This is a genomic window from Peribacillus sp. NPDC096448, from assembly GCF_044762675.1.
Taxonomy (GTDB): domain Bacteria; phylum Bacillota; class Bacilli; order Bacillales; family DSM-1321; genus Peribacillus; species Peribacillus frigoritolerans_B.
The window spans coordinates 16,291-35,508 of the sequence record NZ_JBIWEU010000025.1 but is presented as its reverse complement, the minus strand read 5'-3'; the positions used below and the strand labels follow the sequence as shown (position 1 = coordinate 35,508).

Annotated in this window: 16 protein-coding genes and 1 pseudogene; 5 read left to right on the top strand and 12 right to left on the bottom strand. The window is 36.8% G+C overall.

Features of this window, described 5'->3' with window-relative positions:
- Positions 1-430: 430 nt before the first annotated feature.
- Together ACIQ0C_RS24620 and ACIQ0C_RS24615 are read right to left on the bottom strand one after the other, a co-directional pair.
- Positions 431-628, bottom strand: coding sequence for a hypothetical protein (locus tag ACIQ0C_RS24620; protein ID WP_053533476.1), 198 nt, complete (start codon positions 626-628; stop codon positions 431-433).
- Complete coding sequence (locus tag ACIQ0C_RS24615) at positions 628-855, bottom strand: DUF2642 domain-containing protein (protein WP_403064891.1); 228 nt, start codon at positions 853-855, stop codon at positions 628-630. The genes ACIQ0C_RS24620 and ACIQ0C_RS24615 overlap by 1 nt, the downstream gene beginning before the upstream one ends.
- A 184-nt stretch (positions 856-1,039) precedes the next feature.
- On the opposite strand from ACIQ0C_RS24615, the gene ACIQ0C_RS24610 reads away from it, so the two are divergent.
- The 4 genes from ACIQ0C_RS24610 (at position 1,040) to ACIQ0C_RS24595 (ending at position 4,753) form a co-directional block, all read left to right on the top strand.
- The gene (locus ACIQ0C_RS24610) at positions 1,040-1,741 is read left to right on the top strand and encodes a glycosyltransferase family 2 protein (protein ID WP_403064888.1); all 702 of its coding nucleotides are present in this window, start codon (positions 1,040-1,042) and stop codon (positions 1,739-1,741) included.
- The gene (locus tag ACIQ0C_RS24605) at positions 1,738-2,868 is read left to right on the top strand and encodes a glycosyltransferase (protein ID WP_403064885.1); all 1,131 of its coding nucleotides are present in this window, start codon (positions 1,738-1,740) and stop codon (positions 2,866-2,868) included. Before ACIQ0C_RS24610 ends, ACIQ0C_RS24605 begins: the two co-directional genes overlap by 4 nt.
- Positions 2,869-2,873: 5 nt before the next feature.
- Positions 2,874-3,932 carry a polysaccharide pyruvyl transferase family protein gene (locus ACIQ0C_RS24600; protein WP_403064882.1) on the top strand — a complete coding sequence of 353 codons (1,059 nt, stop codon included), beginning with the start codon at positions 2,874-2,876 and terminating at the stop codon, positions 3,930-3,932.
- Positions 3,933-4,339: 407 nt separating this feature from the next.
- Positions 4,340-4,753, top strand: a complete 414-nt coding sequence (locus tag ACIQ0C_RS24595; RefSeq protein WP_403064879.1) for a hypothetical protein — start codon at positions 4,340-4,342, stop codon at positions 4,751-4,753.
- A 2,537-nt stretch (positions 4,754-7,290) separates the two neighbouring features.
- Here the strand turns inward: ACIQ0C_RS24595 and ACIQ0C_RS24590 are convergent.
- From ACIQ0C_RS24590 to ACIQ0C_RS24575, 4 genes are all read right to left on the bottom strand, one after another.
- Positions 7,291-7,998: an SH3 domain-containing protein gene (locus ACIQ0C_RS24590; protein ID WP_403064876.1), complete on the bottom strand. Its 708-nt coding sequence runs from the start codon at positions 7,996-7,998 to the stop codon at positions 7,291-7,293.
- A gap of 878 nt (positions 7,999-8,876) precedes the next feature.
- A complete protein-coding gene (locus ACIQ0C_RS24585) occupies positions 8,877-10,217 on the bottom strand; it encodes a peptide MFS transporter (protein ID WP_403064873.1) in 1,341 nt (446 codons plus the stop codon).
- A 406-nt stretch (positions 10,218-10,623) separates the two neighbouring features.
- Positions 10,624-11,259 carry a response regulator gene (locus ACIQ0C_RS24580; protein WP_403064870.1) on the bottom strand — a complete coding sequence of 212 codons (636 nt, stop codon included), beginning with the start codon at positions 11,257-11,259 and terminating at the stop codon, positions 10,624-10,626.
- The gene (locus ACIQ0C_RS24575) at positions 11,256-12,596 is read right to left on the bottom strand and encodes a sensor histidine kinase (protein ID WP_403064867.1); all 1,341 of its coding nucleotides are present in this window, start codon (positions 12,594-12,596) and stop codon (positions 11,256-11,258) included. Before ACIQ0C_RS24575 ends, ACIQ0C_RS24580 begins: the two co-directional genes overlap by 4 nt.
- A 188-nt stretch (positions 12,597-12,784) precedes the next feature.
- Between ACIQ0C_RS24575 and ACIQ0C_RS24570 the strand changes: the two are divergent.
- Positions 12,785-12,924: pseudogene (locus ACIQ0C_RS24570) on the top strand (IS6 family transposase); the annotation flags it as partial.
- Between the two features lie 1,262 nt (positions 12,925-14,186).
- Here the strand turns inward: ACIQ0C_RS24570 and ACIQ0C_RS24565 are convergent.
- The 6 genes from ACIQ0C_RS24565 to ACIQ0C_RS24540 form a co-directional block, all read right to left on the bottom strand.
- Positions 14,187-15,149 carry a TIGR03943 family putative permease subunit gene (locus tag ACIQ0C_RS24565; RefSeq protein ID WP_403064864.1) on the bottom strand — a complete coding sequence of 321 codons (963 nt, stop codon included), beginning with the start codon at positions 15,147-15,149 and terminating at the stop codon, positions 14,187-14,189.
- 13 nt (positions 15,150-15,162) lie between these two features.
- Positions 15,163-16,161, bottom strand: coding sequence for a permease (locus tag ACIQ0C_RS24560; protein WP_403064861.1), 999 nt, complete (start codon positions 16,159-16,161; stop codon positions 15,163-15,165).
- Entirely contained in the window at positions 16,158-16,442 is a 285-nt protein-coding gene (locus ACIQ0C_RS24555) for a metal ABC transporter substrate-binding protein (protein WP_403064858.1), read from the bottom strand. Before ACIQ0C_RS24555 ends, ACIQ0C_RS24560 begins: the two co-directional genes overlap by 4 nt.
- 306 nt (positions 16,443-16,748) lie before the next feature.
- Positions 16,749-17,657 (bottom strand): GTP cyclohydrolase FolE2, encoded by a 909-nt coding sequence (gene folE2 / locus ACIQ0C_RS24550; protein WP_403064855.1) that lies wholly within the window; start codon positions 17,655-17,657, stop codon positions 16,749-16,751.
- Positions 17,658-17,853: 196 nt separating this feature from the next.
- Complete coding sequence (locus ACIQ0C_RS24545; RefSeq protein WP_403064852.1) at positions 17,854-18,174, bottom strand: hypothetical protein; 321 nt, start codon at positions 18,172-18,174, stop codon at positions 17,854-17,856.
- A 208-nt stretch (positions 18,175-18,382) separates the two neighbouring features.
- Positions 18,383-19,111 (bottom strand): class I SAM-dependent methyltransferase, encoded by a 729-nt coding sequence (locus tag ACIQ0C_RS24540; protein WP_403064849.1) that lies wholly within the window; start codon positions 19,109-19,111, stop codon positions 18,383-18,385.
- Between the last annotated feature and the right edge of the window lie 107 nt (positions 19,112-19,218).

Below are 19,218 nucleotides of genomic sequence, written 5' to 3'. Positions count from 1 at the left end.
TTCACTAATCTCCACCTTACAAACCCCTATATTAAGGGATTCAAGCGAAAACATGCCGCCCATTCAATTAATAATTTAATATGGAAGTAACAAGGTTTTGAATGGTGTCTCCAGTAATGGAAAACGGAGTGCAGCTGTAAACAGTCCACACTCCACTTCGCCTGGATCGCCAAACCAAATGAACAATGGCGATATACAAAAAAATGAGAAAATGTCAGGTGACACATTCCCAGTCCTTCATCACCTTCCTTCTCACAATCAATTCCCCTTCGGTTTCATCCAATAAGTTGAATCTATTATGAAAACAACACTACAAGAAAATGAACTTCCCAGGCATCCGTACAAAGTTAGGACCAGGTTTTTATCTTATATACACATTGAGGTTTATGTGGGAAAGTAAGGAAAGCTAATAGAAGGCATATCTTTTATTCTAAGCTTCAACTCTCACAAAATTAATGGAAACTATCGGTATAATGACAAGCCTTGTTTGATTTTCATACCCTGTTATCGATTCAACGATTTCAATCAAACCAGATTGGCTCTTCACCAATAGTCCTTCCACTAAAGTTGTGTCTGTTGCCACTTGTATATTGTGAGTGATTAGATCGTTCAGCACTTCATTAAACATTATACTTCCTCCTCCTCGACGAGCGTTACCAGTTCTATACTTCTAATCGGGATGTATACTAAGCTATCGCCCGTTTCCCGCAATACGACATAGTCATCCTTTACTTGAATCAATTGTCCTGTTACTCCCGAGAAATGTGTTGTGATGATAATATTTCTATTGACCAAACCTCTAAGAGCCTCTTTTAATGACCGAAAATGCCCTAAGATTAAATCTGTATATAACACGCTTTTCATCCTTTCCATGTTCTTAAACTTTGCTTGCACTCTAAAGGATATGCAGTAGACAAGTTATTGACACAACTAAATAGAATATTTTGAAGAAAGGTAGAATTACCAAATTAAATATTTTGCTTGATAAGTTTCACCTTTGATACCAATTTCACATATAGTATGTCCGAGGTGATGAAAAATGTTATACGAAAGATTTCCCGGGTTAGTAAGCGTGGTCATGACTTGTCATAACGTAGCCCCGTATGTTGATGACTGTTTAAATAGTATACTTAACCAAACTTATAAGAATATAGAACTTATTATAGTAAATGATTCTTCTACTGATCACACTGCTGAAAGGATTGATAACTGGATCAAAATAAACAATCCTTCATTCCCAGTTGCAGTGGTGGAACTGCCCAGGAATGTAGGTTTTTCAGGGGCATTGAATACTGGTTATTATTTATCTTCTGGTGAGTATATTGCGGTACAGGATGCTGATGACATTTCTCATCCAAACCGGTTTGAAAAACAAGTAAACTTCTTGAAAAAGAATCCAGACCATGTGTTGATTGGGACAAACTATAAAGTCTTTCCAGATGGTGAATTTGAAAACCAGGATAATGTACACTGGCTTAAGTACGGTAAGGATATAAAGGAAGTGTATTGGAATGGAGGTCATTGTATTTGTCATGGAACGATTTTATTCCGTGGTGTGGTTTTTGATGAGTTAGGTGGCCCTACCAGAAGGATAAAGGGTGCTGAAGACTATGAATTTATTGCTAAATGTCTGAACTCCAATTACCAGATCGAAAATTTAAAAGAAGCACTCTATTATTATCGTCTCCATCCTATGCAGCGGTCCCGTAAATTTTTTGGGGAAGGCAGAAACGAGATATGAGCGAACCTACAATGCGTGTTCTAATGACACTTGATGGAATTGATGTAGGCGGTACTGAGACACATGTTTTGAGTCTAGCTGAGGAAATGATAAATAAAGGCATAGGGATCGTCATCATAAGCAGGGGAGGTTCATTATTACAATCCTTCAGTCGATTACAATGTCCCATTTACCAAGTGCCATTCCCCTACTCTCTTCCAATTCCAGCGGATTTACAGGAGAAGTTATGTAAAGAAATCAAACAAATTATCATGACTGAAAAAATAACACTTATTCATAGCCATCAAACTCCTTCAGCTTTCTTAACCTTTCAAGCAGCAAAAGAGCTTGGTATTCCTTCAATATTTACAGTGCATGGAACTTATTATCCAAAATCTGAACTATTGCGGGTACTGCCCCTGGCAAATAAAATCATCTGTGTAAGCCCGCCAATCCAACTATTCATACAGCAACTGACTGACCAACCGACAATTGTCATCCCTAACGGAATAGACACCACTCGATATTCTCCATCAGACTCCTCCGATCTAAAAGTCCAGCTTGGGATCCCAAAGGATTCATTTGTTCTTTTATACAGCAGCCGAATAGCGTGGACTAAGGCAAATATCTGCATGATTTTCCTGAAAGCCTGTAAAGACTTAAAGCTTTCGGACATTCCCAATTTAAATGTTGTAGTTGTTGGTGGCGGCCCTCGGTTTAAAGAAATAAAAGACATAACGGATACGATACATCGCTCATCAACAGATAACTTTATCAATTTAGTGGGTGAAAGACTTGAGTTACAGCATTATTACTCATTGGCTGACTGTGTGATTGGAACGGGCAGAGTCGCCCTGGAGGCAATGGCCTGCGGCAAACCTGTTATCGCGGCAGGAAGCCATGGATATTTCGGTCTAGTGGAAGAACATAATTTTGAAGATGCTTGGCATTGTTATTTTGGGGATCACGGCTCTCTTAAACCCTGCAGCCGCTTTACAATGGCAAATGACATTCGATCTTCACTATCTCCATCTGACCGTCTATTAAAAGCAGGGTCCGCTTCGCGCGAATGGATGTTAAAAAAGTTTGATATTAAATTCAGTGTAGCCAATCTGCTCGAATGTTATAAAACTCTAATTAAGGGATGAGTGTATTGAAGAAAGTATTATATATCGGTTGGATTGGTTTTGGCAACTTGGGGGACGAGTTATTATGGAACGTGTTTAAAGAGTTAAACAAGCACTATAATTACTCCACCGAGATTGAGATTGTTCCTTCTCTGCCTGGCGTGGATATCAATCATACGGAAGAATATGACACAGTTATCTTAGGTGGTGGTTCCCTATTACTCCCCGGTTATATGGCAGTACTAAAACAGGCAATAGACCTTGGAAAAGACGTTTTTATATGGGGAAGCGGCCTAGACTGGATAACTAAGGAACAACTGGACATTATAAACTCAGGACAATCATTTTCATTAGAAAAGACTTTTACAGAAAAAGATATAATCTTGTTTCGTGAGACCCTTGAAAAAGCAGCTTTTGTTGGTGTAAGGGGACCCATTACCAAAAAGGTTCTAGAGACATTTGGAGTCAACAGTGACAAAATTAAACTGATTGGAGATCCCGGGGTCTTGCTTAACCCGCCAGCAGTGATTAGGAAAAAGGAAAAAATAGCAGCAATAAACTGGGGTACAACATTCAACCGATTGTACGGCCAGGATGAAGCTGCTATTGAAAATGCGCTTCTTCAAGTATCCAAAAAATTAATAAAATCAGGTTATAAAATTTTATTGTACGTTGTCTGGGGCAGCGACCGAGAGGCCTCCAAACGACTTTACGATAAATTGAGTGACCCCTTGAATGTGACTTATGATCCATCACTATACTCAGAGGAAGAGCTTATTGAAAAACTCTCTGCCTGCAGTGTGAGCATTAATTTTAAACTGCACGCTAATATCCTTTCCTTAGCAGGTAATGTCCCCTGTATCGCCCTGGGTTACAGATTTAAAGTATTCGATTTGTTTCAGTCCCTTGGGCTGGAGAATTTAGTAGTTTCAACCGATTCTGATACTCTAGCTCTCGATATTATGGAAGGGATCCGGGAAATTGAACAAAATAATGAAAAGATAATCGAACAGTACAAAAATAGAAAGGAACATTTTAGTCCCTTAATAATTGAACCTATAAAAAATAATTTCACAGTAGACTAAGTTTTTGATTTTAATATACAACTTCCAAATAGTTCAAATATATTTTCTCTCTTAAAATTCACCTCCAGACATTAAGTTTTGGGGGTGAGTTTTTTTCTGAGGTTTTTAATTACTTCAAAAACATCTACAATTATGGGTTTGATATCAAATTCAAACTAACCGAAGCAAAAGATGCAAGTAAAGGGAAAACCGCCTTAGGGATCCATTTTCAATCCAACTTTTAACATACCCTATTATTTAGAATGATTTTAGGAGCCGATGCTCTCCACCATCCCCCGGAATAATATGTTTCTCTTTCGTTGAAATTGACAAATATATAAAGAAAAAAATATGAATTTGTGTAAATATTCTATTGTGTATTTGTGTTAGAATCATATTGTATAAAATTAGGAAGGCAGGGAATACATATGAAAAAAAGCATCATCGCTTCACTAGCACTTGCACTTGTTTTAAGTCTTTCAAGCTTTGGAGGCACTCAAAAAGCAGAGGCAGCTGATTGGTCAGTTCCAGGAACTATTTGGACTGACTATTATCATTCTGGCTCATTCACTAATTATGTTTACCAACGTACTATGACCACTACTTATAAAGACGAAATTTGGACTACTGTAAAAGCAAGTAGCTCTGCATCTGGAACATTCAAAGCAGTTCTGCAAAAAAAGACTAATGGTGTCTGGAAGAATTACCGTACAAAATATCCTGCTAAAAATGGCACTACAGCACTAAACTGGACGGGTGTTACCCAAGGCGCTACATACCGTGTTAAATTCGAAAATACGAGTAGTGCAAAAATAACTTATACATTTAAAGTAACGCAATAATATTCATTCAATAAAAGCCTATATCCTTGGGGATGTAGGTTTTTATCGTTCTAATTAATTAATTAACTAGTTTCAGGGGATATTGTATGGAACTATGCGCTCTTAACCTAGTTATTTCATTTCAGAAGCCCCTATGTCACATTTTCAACCCAACTTTCAACAGCCCCTTTCACAATTACAGGAACTTATGTTCTCCTCCATCCCCCAGAACAATATGTATTTCTTTCGTGAAAATGACAAAGAAGAGGACAAACCCGAGGACAAAGAAAACGATTAAGTTATTGCTTGTCTACTTCGAAAAAGCTTCAAAATTGGGCAATTGTTTCTTTTACTTTGACCCAACAAGGTTTAGATAGCTTTAGTATGTAGATTTTTAGTAAATTACCAGATAGTTATCACTCTTAAGTATGCACATAAAAAAAGCACCTGTTTAAGGTGCTAAGCTTGTAACGTTTTATATAGTTGATTTTCTAGACCAATTAGAGATTGCATAGTACTTGTCAACTAGCATAGGTTGCTACTCGCGGGGATCTAGCTGCCTTTTTAAATTTACTTAGACGGCTCCCATTTACCTATAAAAAACGTTATCATTGTTTAGCCTGCTTTGTCTTGACTACGCTACGGGACATATATATCCCTTGCCTTGGGATCTCCTTTTGTCTTCGGCCTTAGCCTTGTCTCTTTGACTTGTTTCTAGGACTTGTTGTGATGTTCGAGCCATCACAGGTCGCTACTCGCGGCAATTTAGCTGCCTTCAGTACTATCGTAGGTTGGCCCTCATTCACCCTTTTATATTTCTTTAGTCCTGAAAGATGTGTTCTTCTCAAACACATACGCTTTCATTCAAAAGAGATATAGTTCGACTACCTCCCCATACTCAATACCTATAAACGTTTTCAATCAAGTTTTTAACTCAATCAACCACGCTTCCATCTGAATTCCTTGTTGAAAAACTCAATTGGTCATAATTTTCACCAATGTTTTACTACATCTTTTAGAACCTTCTAATTTTGTCGATATCTACTCAGAATTTGTAGTTATTTCTCGGGAAATTGTTGAAATTTGAAAATAGTGATTCTGAATAATTGGAACAAAGGAATTTCTACTATTGATTTGATTGCCTCGGTTTAAATTGTTATTAACACCTCAATTTCGTAAAAGAGACTAAAAAAAGTAATGAAACCTTTTTCTTATTGAAGTAATGTTTCTTAATGGTTTTTTGTTGTTCAGTTTTAAGCTGTGACATATCGCTTGTCAGTTAAATGGTTCATCTCACGCTTAGCTGCGAGTGTATTGGTTGAAAAATTAAGTTCTCTTTTAATTGAATGAGAACATGGGTTAAATTGTCATTTGTATCGGGTATCGCATTAAGCGTTTCGATGTCAGATTGAACGAATGTATATAAACTTCTACATTTTAACAACGGCAATCCATTTCGCTCTAAGTTTTAAACATGCTTTCGAACATTGCATCTCCACTTCCTTTGAAGAGGATGCTCATTCATTCAGAAGTAAATCCTGTTGCATATCGAATTCCCTTTCTATTTATAGATGAAGGTTTTTTTGGACTTATTTTCATGTTGTATCGCCCAGCGATACGAAACAAAAAAAAGAACCGATAAGCCCCTTTCTTGAAGAACACTATTGAGGACATAGATCTAGCTGGAGCTGAGAAACCGTTGTTTTAAGCTGAGCCATATCGTTGGTCAGTGGATTGTTCATTTCAAGCGTATCCTGCGAGTTGTTCATTGGTTAAAACATTTAAAATCTCATTTATTTGTTTGGAATTATAGGTTAAGTTGTCATTATATCGAGTATCACTATCTCTGTTTCATCGGTTCCTTCTAATCTATCTTTTTGTAGATACACAAGGTCTTTAGCTGTACCATCTAGGGACTTGTCCGTATCGCGTAACGCTATGTGCGCTTCGATGTCAGATTGAATAAAGATAGGTAACCACCATCTTAAAAACTCATATCCGTTTCGTTCTAAGTTTTGACCATACTTTTGAACAGTGGGTGTGCATCCCCACTTCTTCTTCCACTTCCTTAGAAAAGAATACAAAGAATACTCGTTCATTCGGATGTATATCATGTTTGCATATCAAACGCCGCTTTTCTATTAAACCTAAAGATTCGAATTTATTTGCAAGTTATATCGCCCAGCGATACGAAACACACAAAAAAAGAGCCGATCAATCCCTGTTTATCGGACGTTCTAACAAAGGCAAGCAAAGGCTCAATTGAAATTCATTGGAGATTTGTTTAAGCGATATACATCTAAAACAAAATACACAATCATTTGTATCGCCGAGCTCTTACATAACAGGTGCCAAGCCTGTAAAGTTGAAATATTCTTTCTTAATTCTGTTTTTCAGCTACGCAAATCATATATGGCACTATGAATTTTTTAAAGTTTTGTGGATTCGCATTTCAATGCTTTTCTCAATCTTTATTTATTTAAAACATATTTATATCAAATGTTTCTTCATCAATAACAAATCAATACACAGCTAGGCAAAAAACCTTAACAGTCAACTTATTTCCTGAATATGGAGAAAATCCCCCGCCATTTTTCGGAACGTTTTTGTATAGCCTCTTCTAAACGTTTATTAAATTCATTTTGTGAACTCCATTCTTTTTTCTGTTCGTCCCGCATATTTTGTATTTCTTTTTGTAAGAGTTCACTTTTTTGTTTTTCTTGTTCCAGCAATGTTTCGTAATGGGTATTTTGTTGTTCAGTTAATTGTTCAATTTTAGAATTAGTTCTTTGCGCTGAATTTCCAATACTAGAACTTATAACGTGATGATCTTGCTGGAGCCGGGAAACCTTTGTTTTAAGCTGTGACATATCGTTCGTCAGTTGGACATTCATTTCACGTGTGGCTGCAAGTTCATTGACTAAAAACATTAAGACCTCGTTTAATTGATTGGGGTCGTGGGGTAAATTTTCATATGTATCGGGTACCGCTATCTGTGTTTCATTGGATCCTTCTAATCTTTCTTTTTGTTGATATACAAGGTCTTTAGCTGTATCGTCTAGGGGCTTGTCCGTATCGCGTAGCGCTATAAGCGCTCCGATGTCAGATTTAACAAAGATACGCCGATCTCCATCTTTCAAAAACTCATATCCATTCCGTTCTAAGATTTGTCCATACTTTCGAACAGTGGGAGTTGCAATCCCCACTTCTTCTGCCACTTCCTTGGAAGAGAAAGCTCGTTCATTCAGTTGTATATCGCGTCGCATATCGGACCTCTTTTCTATAACTAGTTGTATCTGTAGTCTACCTGACCTTAAATTTTCTGTCTAGATAAGTATAGCCTATCCAGAAGTCGTTAGGGATAGCGATAAGCTTCCTTTTCCTTTCTTCTGTTTCCATATAGGATTAGATCACCTATTCACTTACCTTCCTTCTCTTGCATAGCCTCCATCTACCCTTATCCATTGAGGATGTTACATCTGGTTGGGCCTGGCGCCTGGTCCCGTGCCTTTGGAAAACTGGCCAGCCTTATCCTCAAGATTCCCCCTTTTTTGTTGCAAGTTACCACTCGTACAAATTTCAAATAATCACTTAAGTTAGATTGAACCCTCTTATAATTTTCATTCTTGATAAGATTGTAACTTATGGGAGTATACTCTAGCTCTAATATAGTCTGCACCCACTAATTTAGCCCATAACGTTCGATGGCTTCCATCACTAGATACTTGATAGGCTTTCTAGAATAACTTTGTGCATATTTTCTTTCGAAGTGCTCAATAAAGAGTGGAATTCCATCCAAAATTCATCGGCTCTTTTACATAACCAGCTCTGAGTGCTTTTCTACTAAATATGGCTGGCCGATTATTGAAACCAAGTCCATTAATCCACTTAAGTGTTTATTATTTACTTCTCATATTAGCATTCCGTACCATTCAAATTGATGAAAGACTCGTGAAAATGCTGAAACATAACAAGATTAAGCAAAAAGAAATAAAACTTCAGAGAATCGTTCCTTTCTGGTTTAGGTCGTTGTGGAGACTCTTCTCTTACATCAGTTTGGACCGACCCTATTATTTTTTCACACTAAAAAAAGCTCGACCCAAATGACACATAATATGCCTTTTGGGTCGAGCTCCTTTTCTCATTATTTCATCAGCTTTGCGACTGGCTTCGAAAGAAACAACAATACAATACCTAAACCAATTGTTACAAAACCAATCACACTGAAGATTTCCAGGTAACCTAAAGACTGCGTATATGCAGCTAATTGTCCGGCTACCATATTGGCCACTGCGGAACTTGCCAGCCATACTCCCATTAGAAGAGAGGCTAGCTTGATTGGAGCAATTTTACTTACCATTGATAAACCAACTGGTGAAATCATTAATTCGGCTAATGTATGAAGAAAATACGTTACAATCATGAATAGGATGTTCACTTTCAGGGCTGTATCGTTTCCTGTGTACATAACGGCAGGAAGCAGTACTAAGAAACCTAAACCAACAGTGACTAAACCAAGAGCCATCTTCGTTGGGGTTTTTAAGTCACCGCGTTTTGAGCTGCCAAGCTTGTACCATAAAGCAGACATAATTGGCGCTAAAATCACGATGAATAATGGGTTCAATGATTGGAACCAGGCAGTTGGAACCTCAAAGCCAAATATATTCCGATCAATTTGGTCATTAGCATACAATGTCAATGAACTTCCTGCCTGCTCGAAAGCGGCCCAGAAAGCAATGACGAAGACTGCCAAAATCACGATAGCCGTTGTACGTTTTTGTTCTCTTTTCGTTAATGGTGCAGCTGATTTTTTACCAGCTGTAACATCCGGTTTGCCAGTAGGCTCTTTACCGATATCACCTAAATAGCGATTGCCTAATAAGTTGAAAACTAACTGTCCTACAATCATGCCAATTGCTGCTGTCAAGAACCCATATTTATAGCTCATAAGCCCGACTACTAATGGTGCGAAGAATGCCCCAACGTTAATACCCATATAGAAGATGGTGAAAGCCCCATCACGACGCGGATCATTGTCTTCATAAAGATCACCAACAATTGTCGAGATGTTTGGCTTGAAGAAACCATTACCGATAATCAATAAACCAAGACCAATGTAAAGCGCTGTCAAACTCTGACTTGCGAATAGCGAAAAGTTACCAAGCGCCATTAAAATACCGCCAATCGTGATCGCCAATCTTCTTCCTATGAAACGGTCAGTCAAGTATCCGCCAATCATTGGCGTAATATAAACGGCACCAGTAAAGAATCCGTATATGGCCATAGCCGCAGATTTGTCGACTCCAAGCCCGCCGTTTACAACCGTTGCCGTTAAGTATAGAACAAGAATTGCCCTCATTCCGTAATAGCTGAAGCGCTCCCATGCCTCAGTAGCGAACAGCATATACAGTCCTGGAGGATGCTTTTTCCTGGGCTGGTTTGACTCGTTTGGCTGCTGAACATCATCTTTTAATAGTGCTTGCATAATAAAGTCCTCCTCAATATGGTTAACCACCAATCGTTACATTCACAACTAATTGCATGGTCTTTATTTTAATAGACAATTGATTGGTACGATGTTGGCCACGCATGCCATCCAACTCACCATCAGTAAGCGCTTACATTCTTAATCTTCGCTCTGGTGCAAAAAAGAATCTGATAGCAAAGTCTACATGAGCATTAACTTATAAATTCATTCATTTAACTTGAAGACATTCAATGAAGGCATTTATATTTTAAAGAATCTTTAGTGTTGTAAAATAATTTTATATTATCAGAAAATATAAAAATACAGAAAAAAAAGAAAAAAAGTCTTGTTGCATTAGCGGCCTATGCAACAACGGAGACGACCCCCATTATAATAAAAAACTGCCTAGTATTAAGGCAGTTTCTTAGTCAACAATCCATTGATATAAATTTTTCGGTCTTCCTATTTTTTGATAACTCACAATAGTTTCCACTTTTCCTTCATCAAGTAAATGCATAATATAGCGATAGACGGTCGGATAAGCCAATCCAACTTCTTTAGAAATTGTATCAACAGAAAAAGGTTCACGATTAGAATGCAGAAAATCACTAACGTGACGAAGTGTTCTCTTACTAATTCCCTTTGTAACAAATACATCCTTTTCTTCACTGGATTTTTGCTGCGGAGCTGATTGAGTTAATTTTGCTAGGCGGGCATGCAGTTGAATTCTTGAAATCAAATCAGGCGCTTTTACAGGCTTTAAGGCAAAATCCGTTGCGCCTGCTTCAAGAAAGCGATCAGCAATTTCCTGCCGTTCATCGACTGTTAATACAAGAATCGGAACATCGGCATTAAGTTTACGAAGCTCACCCACTGTTTTTATTCCGTCCATTTCCGGCATATGATAATCAACTAAAACGACATCTGCTCCTTTTTCTGCAAACACATCCAACCCTTCTTTTCCATTGTTCGCCGTATCTACATTCCAGCCGGCAAATTCACAAATTTCACTTAGCATGTATTGAATTGATGCATCATCATCGATGACTAAAATGTTCATCTTGACACACTCCCCTCAGCTAGTTTAATCCAAATTATTGTCCCGTGCCCAAGCTTGCTGTCAATTTCCACCGATGCACCATGTCCTTTAGCAACTTGTCGTACAAAAGCTAATCCCATCCCTGGATGCGATTTCGTACTGAACCCAGCTTTCCATATTTTCTCCTGCTCTTTAGGTGAAATCCCTATCCCATTATCTGATACCCCCAAGCAAAGTTCATTTTCATAGTTTTTTACCTTAAGCAAAATCTTGCCACCTTCCACTCCATTCACTGCATCGTAAGCATTGTCAATTAAATTCACCAATGCCCTTGTCATTCGGATTTTATTAATGAAAATTTTAATTTCAGGATCTGTTTGAAAGTCTACCTTCAGATTAAGATTTGTCCCGCTCAGTCTGCTTGCTTCGACGTATTCGACTAAATCTTTTATACGGCACCAATGTTTTTTATCATCATATAAAATCTCGGAAATCATGTCGCTAACGGAAAGAATCGATGCTGAAATCCTTTGGCAATATTCTTTAATTTTAGAATCGTCCACTTTCATACTAATTAAAGAATTTAGCCCCTCAATTGCTGTTAGAGGCGTTTTTAAATCATGGACCAGATATAGTGCTTCCCGTCCTGATCTTGACTGCATTGCTTCCAACTGCGCATAATGAAGCTCTTGCTTTATCCGCCACTTTTGTTCAGCCAATGAAAAATACACAGCTAAAATAACGGCATTAATAACGAAAATCAAACACAAAGTTAAACTGTACAATGTTAAAGATTGCTCGAATCCAATTTGAACCGCTATATTTGTTAATTCCTTTGAAATCGACCCTTGGCCAAATCCATATTTAGATAAAGAAGGAATCTCATTCAGCCATTCAATCCCAAAGATTAATTGAGAACAAATAATCGTTTTAATAATGGGCTTTAGCCTATCCTTTTCAAAGGCTTGTAATAATAAGATGGCTAACAACAATAACAAAGCATATGCGCTAAATGAGTATGTTAAAGAATAATAAGCATTTATCACGATATAATCGAGAGGAATAACAATAAGAGGAATGATGATTTTTAACCATGGACGGTTTAAACGAGCAGCGATTTCGTCTCCCAACAGCAATGCACCAATATAATGAAACAAAGCTAAAACAGTATTTAAAGACACTAACAAAAAAACGGCAAGCATTAGCTTATTCCCTGTTTCTTCACCTTCTCTTAATGAAATAAGCAAATCAGTAAGACCAATTTCGTCGGGACCCAACCACGATAGTAAGAATACCCCGAATAAAATCACTCCAATTTTCATCCATATTGTCCAAGACTTCATAAGACTAGCTATCATAATCATTTCACCTTTAATAGATTATTTGCTTATAGAATAGAATGATAACCATTCTTTCATTTCATCTTTTTTAAATATTTGTATACCCTTCCATAACCTCATTATACGCAATTCATCATAATTATGAAAATTATAAAAAAATGGGTTCTGGTGCAAAAATCCGAACATCTTGCAAGTGATCTCTAAAAATTATTGCTCTCACAGTAAGGTGGTTCCTACAGTACAACTTGAGTCTTCGTGATTTTATGAGGAACGAGGCTTATCCATAGCTCGCACAACCATTATGTGTTGGGTCTATCAATATGTTCCTGAGTTGGATAGAAGAGTCAGTTTTATGCCAGGATTCCTATGATTCTAACAAATCATTAGGGTAAAAACTGCCTGTATACAACGTCTACTTAAGAAGTCACCGCATATCAACAAGGAAATTACGCTGCATTCATTCTGGCACGCATACATCCTTACTGTCGAAGCAGGTGCAGGAATAAAAAAAATCAACAACGATTAGGACATACAGAATTCAAATATAAAGAAAAGGCCTCCCACAGTAAACTGCGGGAGGCCTTCAACTTTAAAAATATTAACATGTTAGGTGAGCATTCATGAGCTAAGGCAGGTGTAAATCTGCCTGTGAATATCCGTAGGGAAGCGCGTTCACCCCTAGTCTATGCTTACCGAATCCCGCCAGAGGCTTTCTCCTCTTATTGCACAGTTTGTGGTCTTATACTTTACACAAAAGACATTCTTGCCTCAACTAACCTGCGCCGATAGTTGAATAAAGAAAAAGCAGCCTTAAAGACGGCTTTAATCTTAAGTAAATAACCCTTAATTTAGTTAAGAAGTTGGTTTTTATCTTTAAAGTTTTGGTGGGAAAATCTAGTTATATGTATGGTAGGACATAAAAAATCACCTGTTTGAGGTGCTAATCTTGTAACATTTTATATATTAGATTTTCCATATCTATTAGTGATTGCACAGTAATTGTCGGCTAGCATAGGTTGCTACTCGCGGGGATTTAGCTGCCTTCAGTACTATCGTAGGTTGGCCCTCATTCACTCTTTTATTACGTACGAGTTTATTCTTTATGACGTTGAGGTTACAGCTATTCATTAATATTAATAATGAATAAAATGATTTTGTAGTTTTACGAACTATATAACCAATAAAATATGTGCAATTTATAATTCGCAAAAGTGTACTTTTACGAACAGGTAAATATCATCTTTCTTGAACAACTCTAATGGAACAATTTCATGTTTGTTTTTCCTGAGCTCTAAACTGTTTTAAAAGGGTACACCAAAAATGAATATAAAGACAAAAAGAAAAGTGGTTATTTAACCACAATACATTGTAATTTAAACTAAAACAATTATACAGTCACTACTTATGATCCTATATGTCACTTTTCGATAAAGATAAGATGTTAAAGTTCACCTACATAATTCTTAATGTTTTCCCATCATGGTAGTAAAGTTAAGAGCCTAAATGATCATGTCGTTTTCTTTCAATTGACGAACAAGTTGCATAAACTATAAAAGTTAAATAAAAATTAAAAGAAGCGGATGAAATCAGCTTCTTTCTGCAAATGTTTTATAATATTTTTACACTAATCGGATAGAGATAAGGCTCAATAGGTTCACTGATTTTTTCCCAATCAGTAATTTTGATTACAGGAAGCTCAGTCCCGTTATACGTCGTAATTTCTATTTCACCATTTGCTTTGATCCATGTATCCTTCTCTAGGGAAGAAGCCTCTGGGAACTCTGAAAGAAATCCAATAATACTTGCGTCTGCGACACAGTGAGTAATTAAAAATCTTGAAATCACCAGCTGATTTTGAGCAAATCCATCTTCTTTATAAACAAAGCCCTTTAATTCAATTTTTCTTCCCTTAAACTTATTAATATCTTTACTCATTTCTTCATAATAGGCTGCATAAACGTAGTCATTCATCTCAATATTTTGGTTTTTTTCTAACTGTTGTATCAGTTGATTATATTCTTCCTTTGAGATTTCTTCCTGCTGGTTTTCTAGAAGAGCTGGGTCTACAGGGTTGTCATCTATAGAGGGATCAGCCTGACCATTTATGTTACTCTCTTCCATTTCTTCTGGAGGGTTACTGTTTTCTTTATTTTTGTCTTCTTTAGGTGCTTGTTTTTGGTTTGACAGTGCCAGCATGGCCCCTTTCTTATTGGCAATAGCAGCATCGAGTACTTTGGCTGGAAGCAGAAACCCAGTTAATAATGGAAACACAATAATAAAATACGAAATTAGTTTTTTTGTGTTAAAAGAAGAATCTCCATGATCATGGTTATGGTCGCAGTCATGGTCGTGCTGATCACAATGATGATAGCTGCTTTTCTTTACTTTCCATGTCCTTGTAATTTGAATAAAAAACAAAATCAAAAATATTACAGAAGCTACTTGGCTTAAACTTTCATATTTTGGGTTAATGAACTTTGTAATTTCACCGGTGAAATGAAGCTTAAATATGAGGGCCGAAAAAGCTAGTAAAATTAAAGCTCTAGCAGCTTGCTGATATTGGAGTTGCATGATTTTCCCCTCCTTATAAAAAGCTTTGCAGCAGCATTAAAGTGATAAACACCATAGAAACAACCAATGCTAGCAAAACCATAACAAATTTAAATCGAAAAACGCTCAGCATCAAAAGTGTGTTCTTTAAATCAATCATGGGTCCAAAAATTAAGAAGCCAAGAATTGATGAAACTGGAAAAATACTACTAAAGGAAGCTCCTATAAACGCGTCTGCTTCAGAACATAGCGATAAAACGTAAGCCAATCCCATCATAACAAATAAAGAAGAAGCCTGACCGTTTCCAGCCTCTAACAAGGATTTTGCTGGCATATAGGTTTGTACAAAAGCAGCTAAAAAAGCTCCCATAACCAGGTATTTCCCCATATCAAAAAACTCATCAATTGAATGTGTAAGCATCGACCAAAAACGATTGGAAAGTGATTGATTTTTACTGTGATTAAGGGTTGAAACAGAAATGATGGAAGCCTTAAATTGATTGCCTTTAAAAATCCAACTGACAGCAAAGGCAACCATTACTGCCACCAGAAAACCTAACCCCATACGCAATCCAGCAATTTTAAAATCGTTTCCAAATGCCATATATGTAGAAGCAATAACAATCGGGTTGATAAGAGGGCCTGTTAACATAAAACCCATCGCAGCATGAATAGGTACTCCTTTTACAACTAAACGTCGAACAATGGGGACGATTCCACATTCACAGGCAGGAAACAGCGCTCCTACAATACAGCTCATGATTACAGCCATAACCTTATTCTTTGGTATCCACCTTTGAATATGTTCCTCAGTAACAAAGATTTGGATCACTCCAGCGATGAGGACCCCAATTAAAACAAAGGGCAGGGCTTCTATTAAAATACTTAGAAAAATAGTATTTAAATTTAACAATGACGGTGGTATAACAAAGGTACCTTTTATACTAGAACTGAAAGAAAACAGGAAAAGAGCTAGCGCTATTATGATGATACCGGTTATATCTATCATATAACCTCGAATAATCCGAATCATATCCCAACTCCAGTATAGATAAATAAATCGTTCAACATGTCTTTTGTCGAAGGCTCAAAACTATGTGCATCAAAGTTTAGAGGATAGATACTTTTCACTTCGACAAAGCTGCCACCAATTTTTTTTGTAAAATCTTCAAGCGGATAAATCGTTGTAAATACTGTTAATGTCTCATTGTCCTTCTTTTCATCAACTTTATTGACTTTCTCAGTCTTACCGCATCCCGTTAAAAAAAGGCTTAAGGCTAGTACAGAAGTGGTAATCATCTTACTTATATTCATACATGTTAACTCCTATTCTATTAAATGGTACTTCCTCCTACTCAAAGAATAGAAGGTTTCCGTTTTTAAATCGGAATTATTACGTTTTAAATCTTAAAACAATTTTAGAGTAATGTAAAGGATAAGACCGTAATTTCATTACGTCAAAAAACAAGAGTAGTACTAGCGTAGCTGACCTACCGGTAAATGTATGGATTGAATTAGTATAATATGGGACAGGTGGGTCAGTTTTTTAATCGGTGGCTCAATTCTCTCAATAGATTTGTCATCGCTCTGCCTTTACTCTAATAAATAAGAGTGAAAGATTTATTTATTGGATTTATCTTTATCGACTGTTACAGAGGCATAGGCATCATGAAGATGGATAGACTCTTCATTACGACATTCCACTGAGAATGATTGAATAAATGGTGTTTCATATAGATCAGAAGCCACAAGTCGAACCATGTCCTCGACAAAGCGAGGATTTTCATAAGCTTTTTCAGTCACTATTTTTTCATCGGGACGTTTTAAAATTGGATGAATTACGGCACTGGCGTTTGATTGGGCCGCATGTAAAAATACAGCTTTCCAATCTACAGATTCATCATAATCATCAGTTAATAATGCATTCATTTTAATGTAACCCCGTTGATTATGAGCGCTATATTCACTGATTTCCTTCGAACAAGGGCATAAGGTGGTTACAGCGCAGGTTAATTCAACTGTTCTTTCTATCTTTCCATGTTGATAAGATAACAAGATCCTAGCATCAGCATAGTTCAATCCTGCAAGAAAAGACGCAGGTGCTGGCTGTTCGTAAAACCAAGGGAAACTTACTTCCAGTTTTGCATCTTTTTGACCTAAACGTTCTGATAATTCTTTAATAAAATCGGATAGTTGTGGAAAGATTAGGGTAAATCCTTGCCTGCGATATAGCTCCAATTGTTCGGTAAAACGACTCATATTTGTTCCCTTTACATCACGAGGAATAGTTGAAGTTAACGTAAAGGTAGCGATGGTAGTTTGCGTTATTGGCTCTAACGTTGAGATAACGGAAACAGGAGTCTTGACGTTTGTAATGCCAACGGCATCGAGTTCAAATAAGAAATCTTCTTTCATATTTTGTAAATCCAACATGTTTTCTTTTTCGCTCGGCTTCGTTTTTATTCCAGGTTCTATAGAGCCAAACAGTTTTAACCGTTCATTCTTTGGAGGAAGTTTAAAATTCTTCATGTATTACACTCCTTACAGTCCGTAAACGTAGTAACTATTAAATTATATAAATAAACATTTATTATTACAGTGAACGTTTTGGGTGCTAAATCTCAAATTTTTTTAGTTTTTTCTCGCCGTTAACGATTATAAAGAGAATAGCCAACCATACAATAACCTGAGAATGACAGCAGGATTTAGGATACACCTGCCAATGTTAGAGCACTGTATCTATACCAATTACCAAAAAAGTATCCATCGTGTAATAAATGAGTAAGCCTGTGTTATCTGGCTTTTTCGATAAAACTTCTCCAGTGCTTACATCGATTTGAACTTCTTGATTGATTGCCAAGCGAACCCGATAAACAGTTTTACTAGGAGTCCATTCAATTCTGAAGATATCTTCCATCGAAGTTATACCTGGCAGCTCCTGAGACGTCGTAATGGACACAACTTTATCAATAGGTATCGATTGACTTAGATCCGTCCGTGTTTTTAATGCCGTACCCAATCCAAGTGGTGTATAAAAAATAAGCAAAAGACCGACCTGTCACAGCCATGAACATAAAAACAACAGATAAAATCAAACCAGCCCATTTATGTACTTTTCGGCATATTTGATATAACTATACAGCTTTCGACACTGTTCTTTCACTCCTTTTCTTCTTTTTCAATAAATACGTCAATCATCTCGCCGAGAACGGTGTTGATTATAAAGGTTCTTTTCATAATTTATTTCATATTTTTTATGCACCTTTCTGACAAATAAAGATCATACGGGGTGATTTCCGGTAATTAAAGCAACTTGCATCATAGTGACCCAGGATGTTCCGAACGACAAGTCCATGAGAATTTAGCATAGATAGCATTTTTTCTTTATGATATAACTTAATAACCTCTTCATATCGTTTTTCATCGTTACCGGATTTAATGATGATTTTTTTATGTACATGTTCTCCCACTATCTTCCTATATTGAATCAGTTCCACTGATCCAACTTCCTCTCTTGAATACGGAATAAGATTTTCTTCAACAAATGTAGGATTAAGATAATCCATTATAAAGTAGCCCCCATCCTTCAAAGAATGGCTTATTCCCTCAATCACCTTCTCATTCTCGTCATCACTGTCAAAATAACCAAAGCTTGTAAACATATTTACAACGAGATCCATTTCCTTACGAAAAGGAACCTTCCTCATGTCACATCTCATATATTGAATAGGCATGTTCAATGACAGGTGGATAGCTTCTTGAAGAAGGGGCGCTGAGAGATCCACTCCAGTAACTCTCCAACCAAGCTGAGCAAGGTAGCGAGAATGTCTTCCGTAACCACAGCACAAATCAAGAACAGATTGACCATTCTTCCAGGGGATTAATTCGAGTAGATCTTTCAGCTCACTACCTGCTTCACTGTGCCTATGCTGATAAATTTTTATATAGTCAGTTTGAAAATGTTCTTCATACCACGTTGTCATTTCTAGTTCACTCTCCTAATCTATCTTTTAAAAATCCTAAGGGAATTTATAAAAATACAAAACGTAATTATTACGATTTATAACTTGCCTTTATAATTTAAAGATAA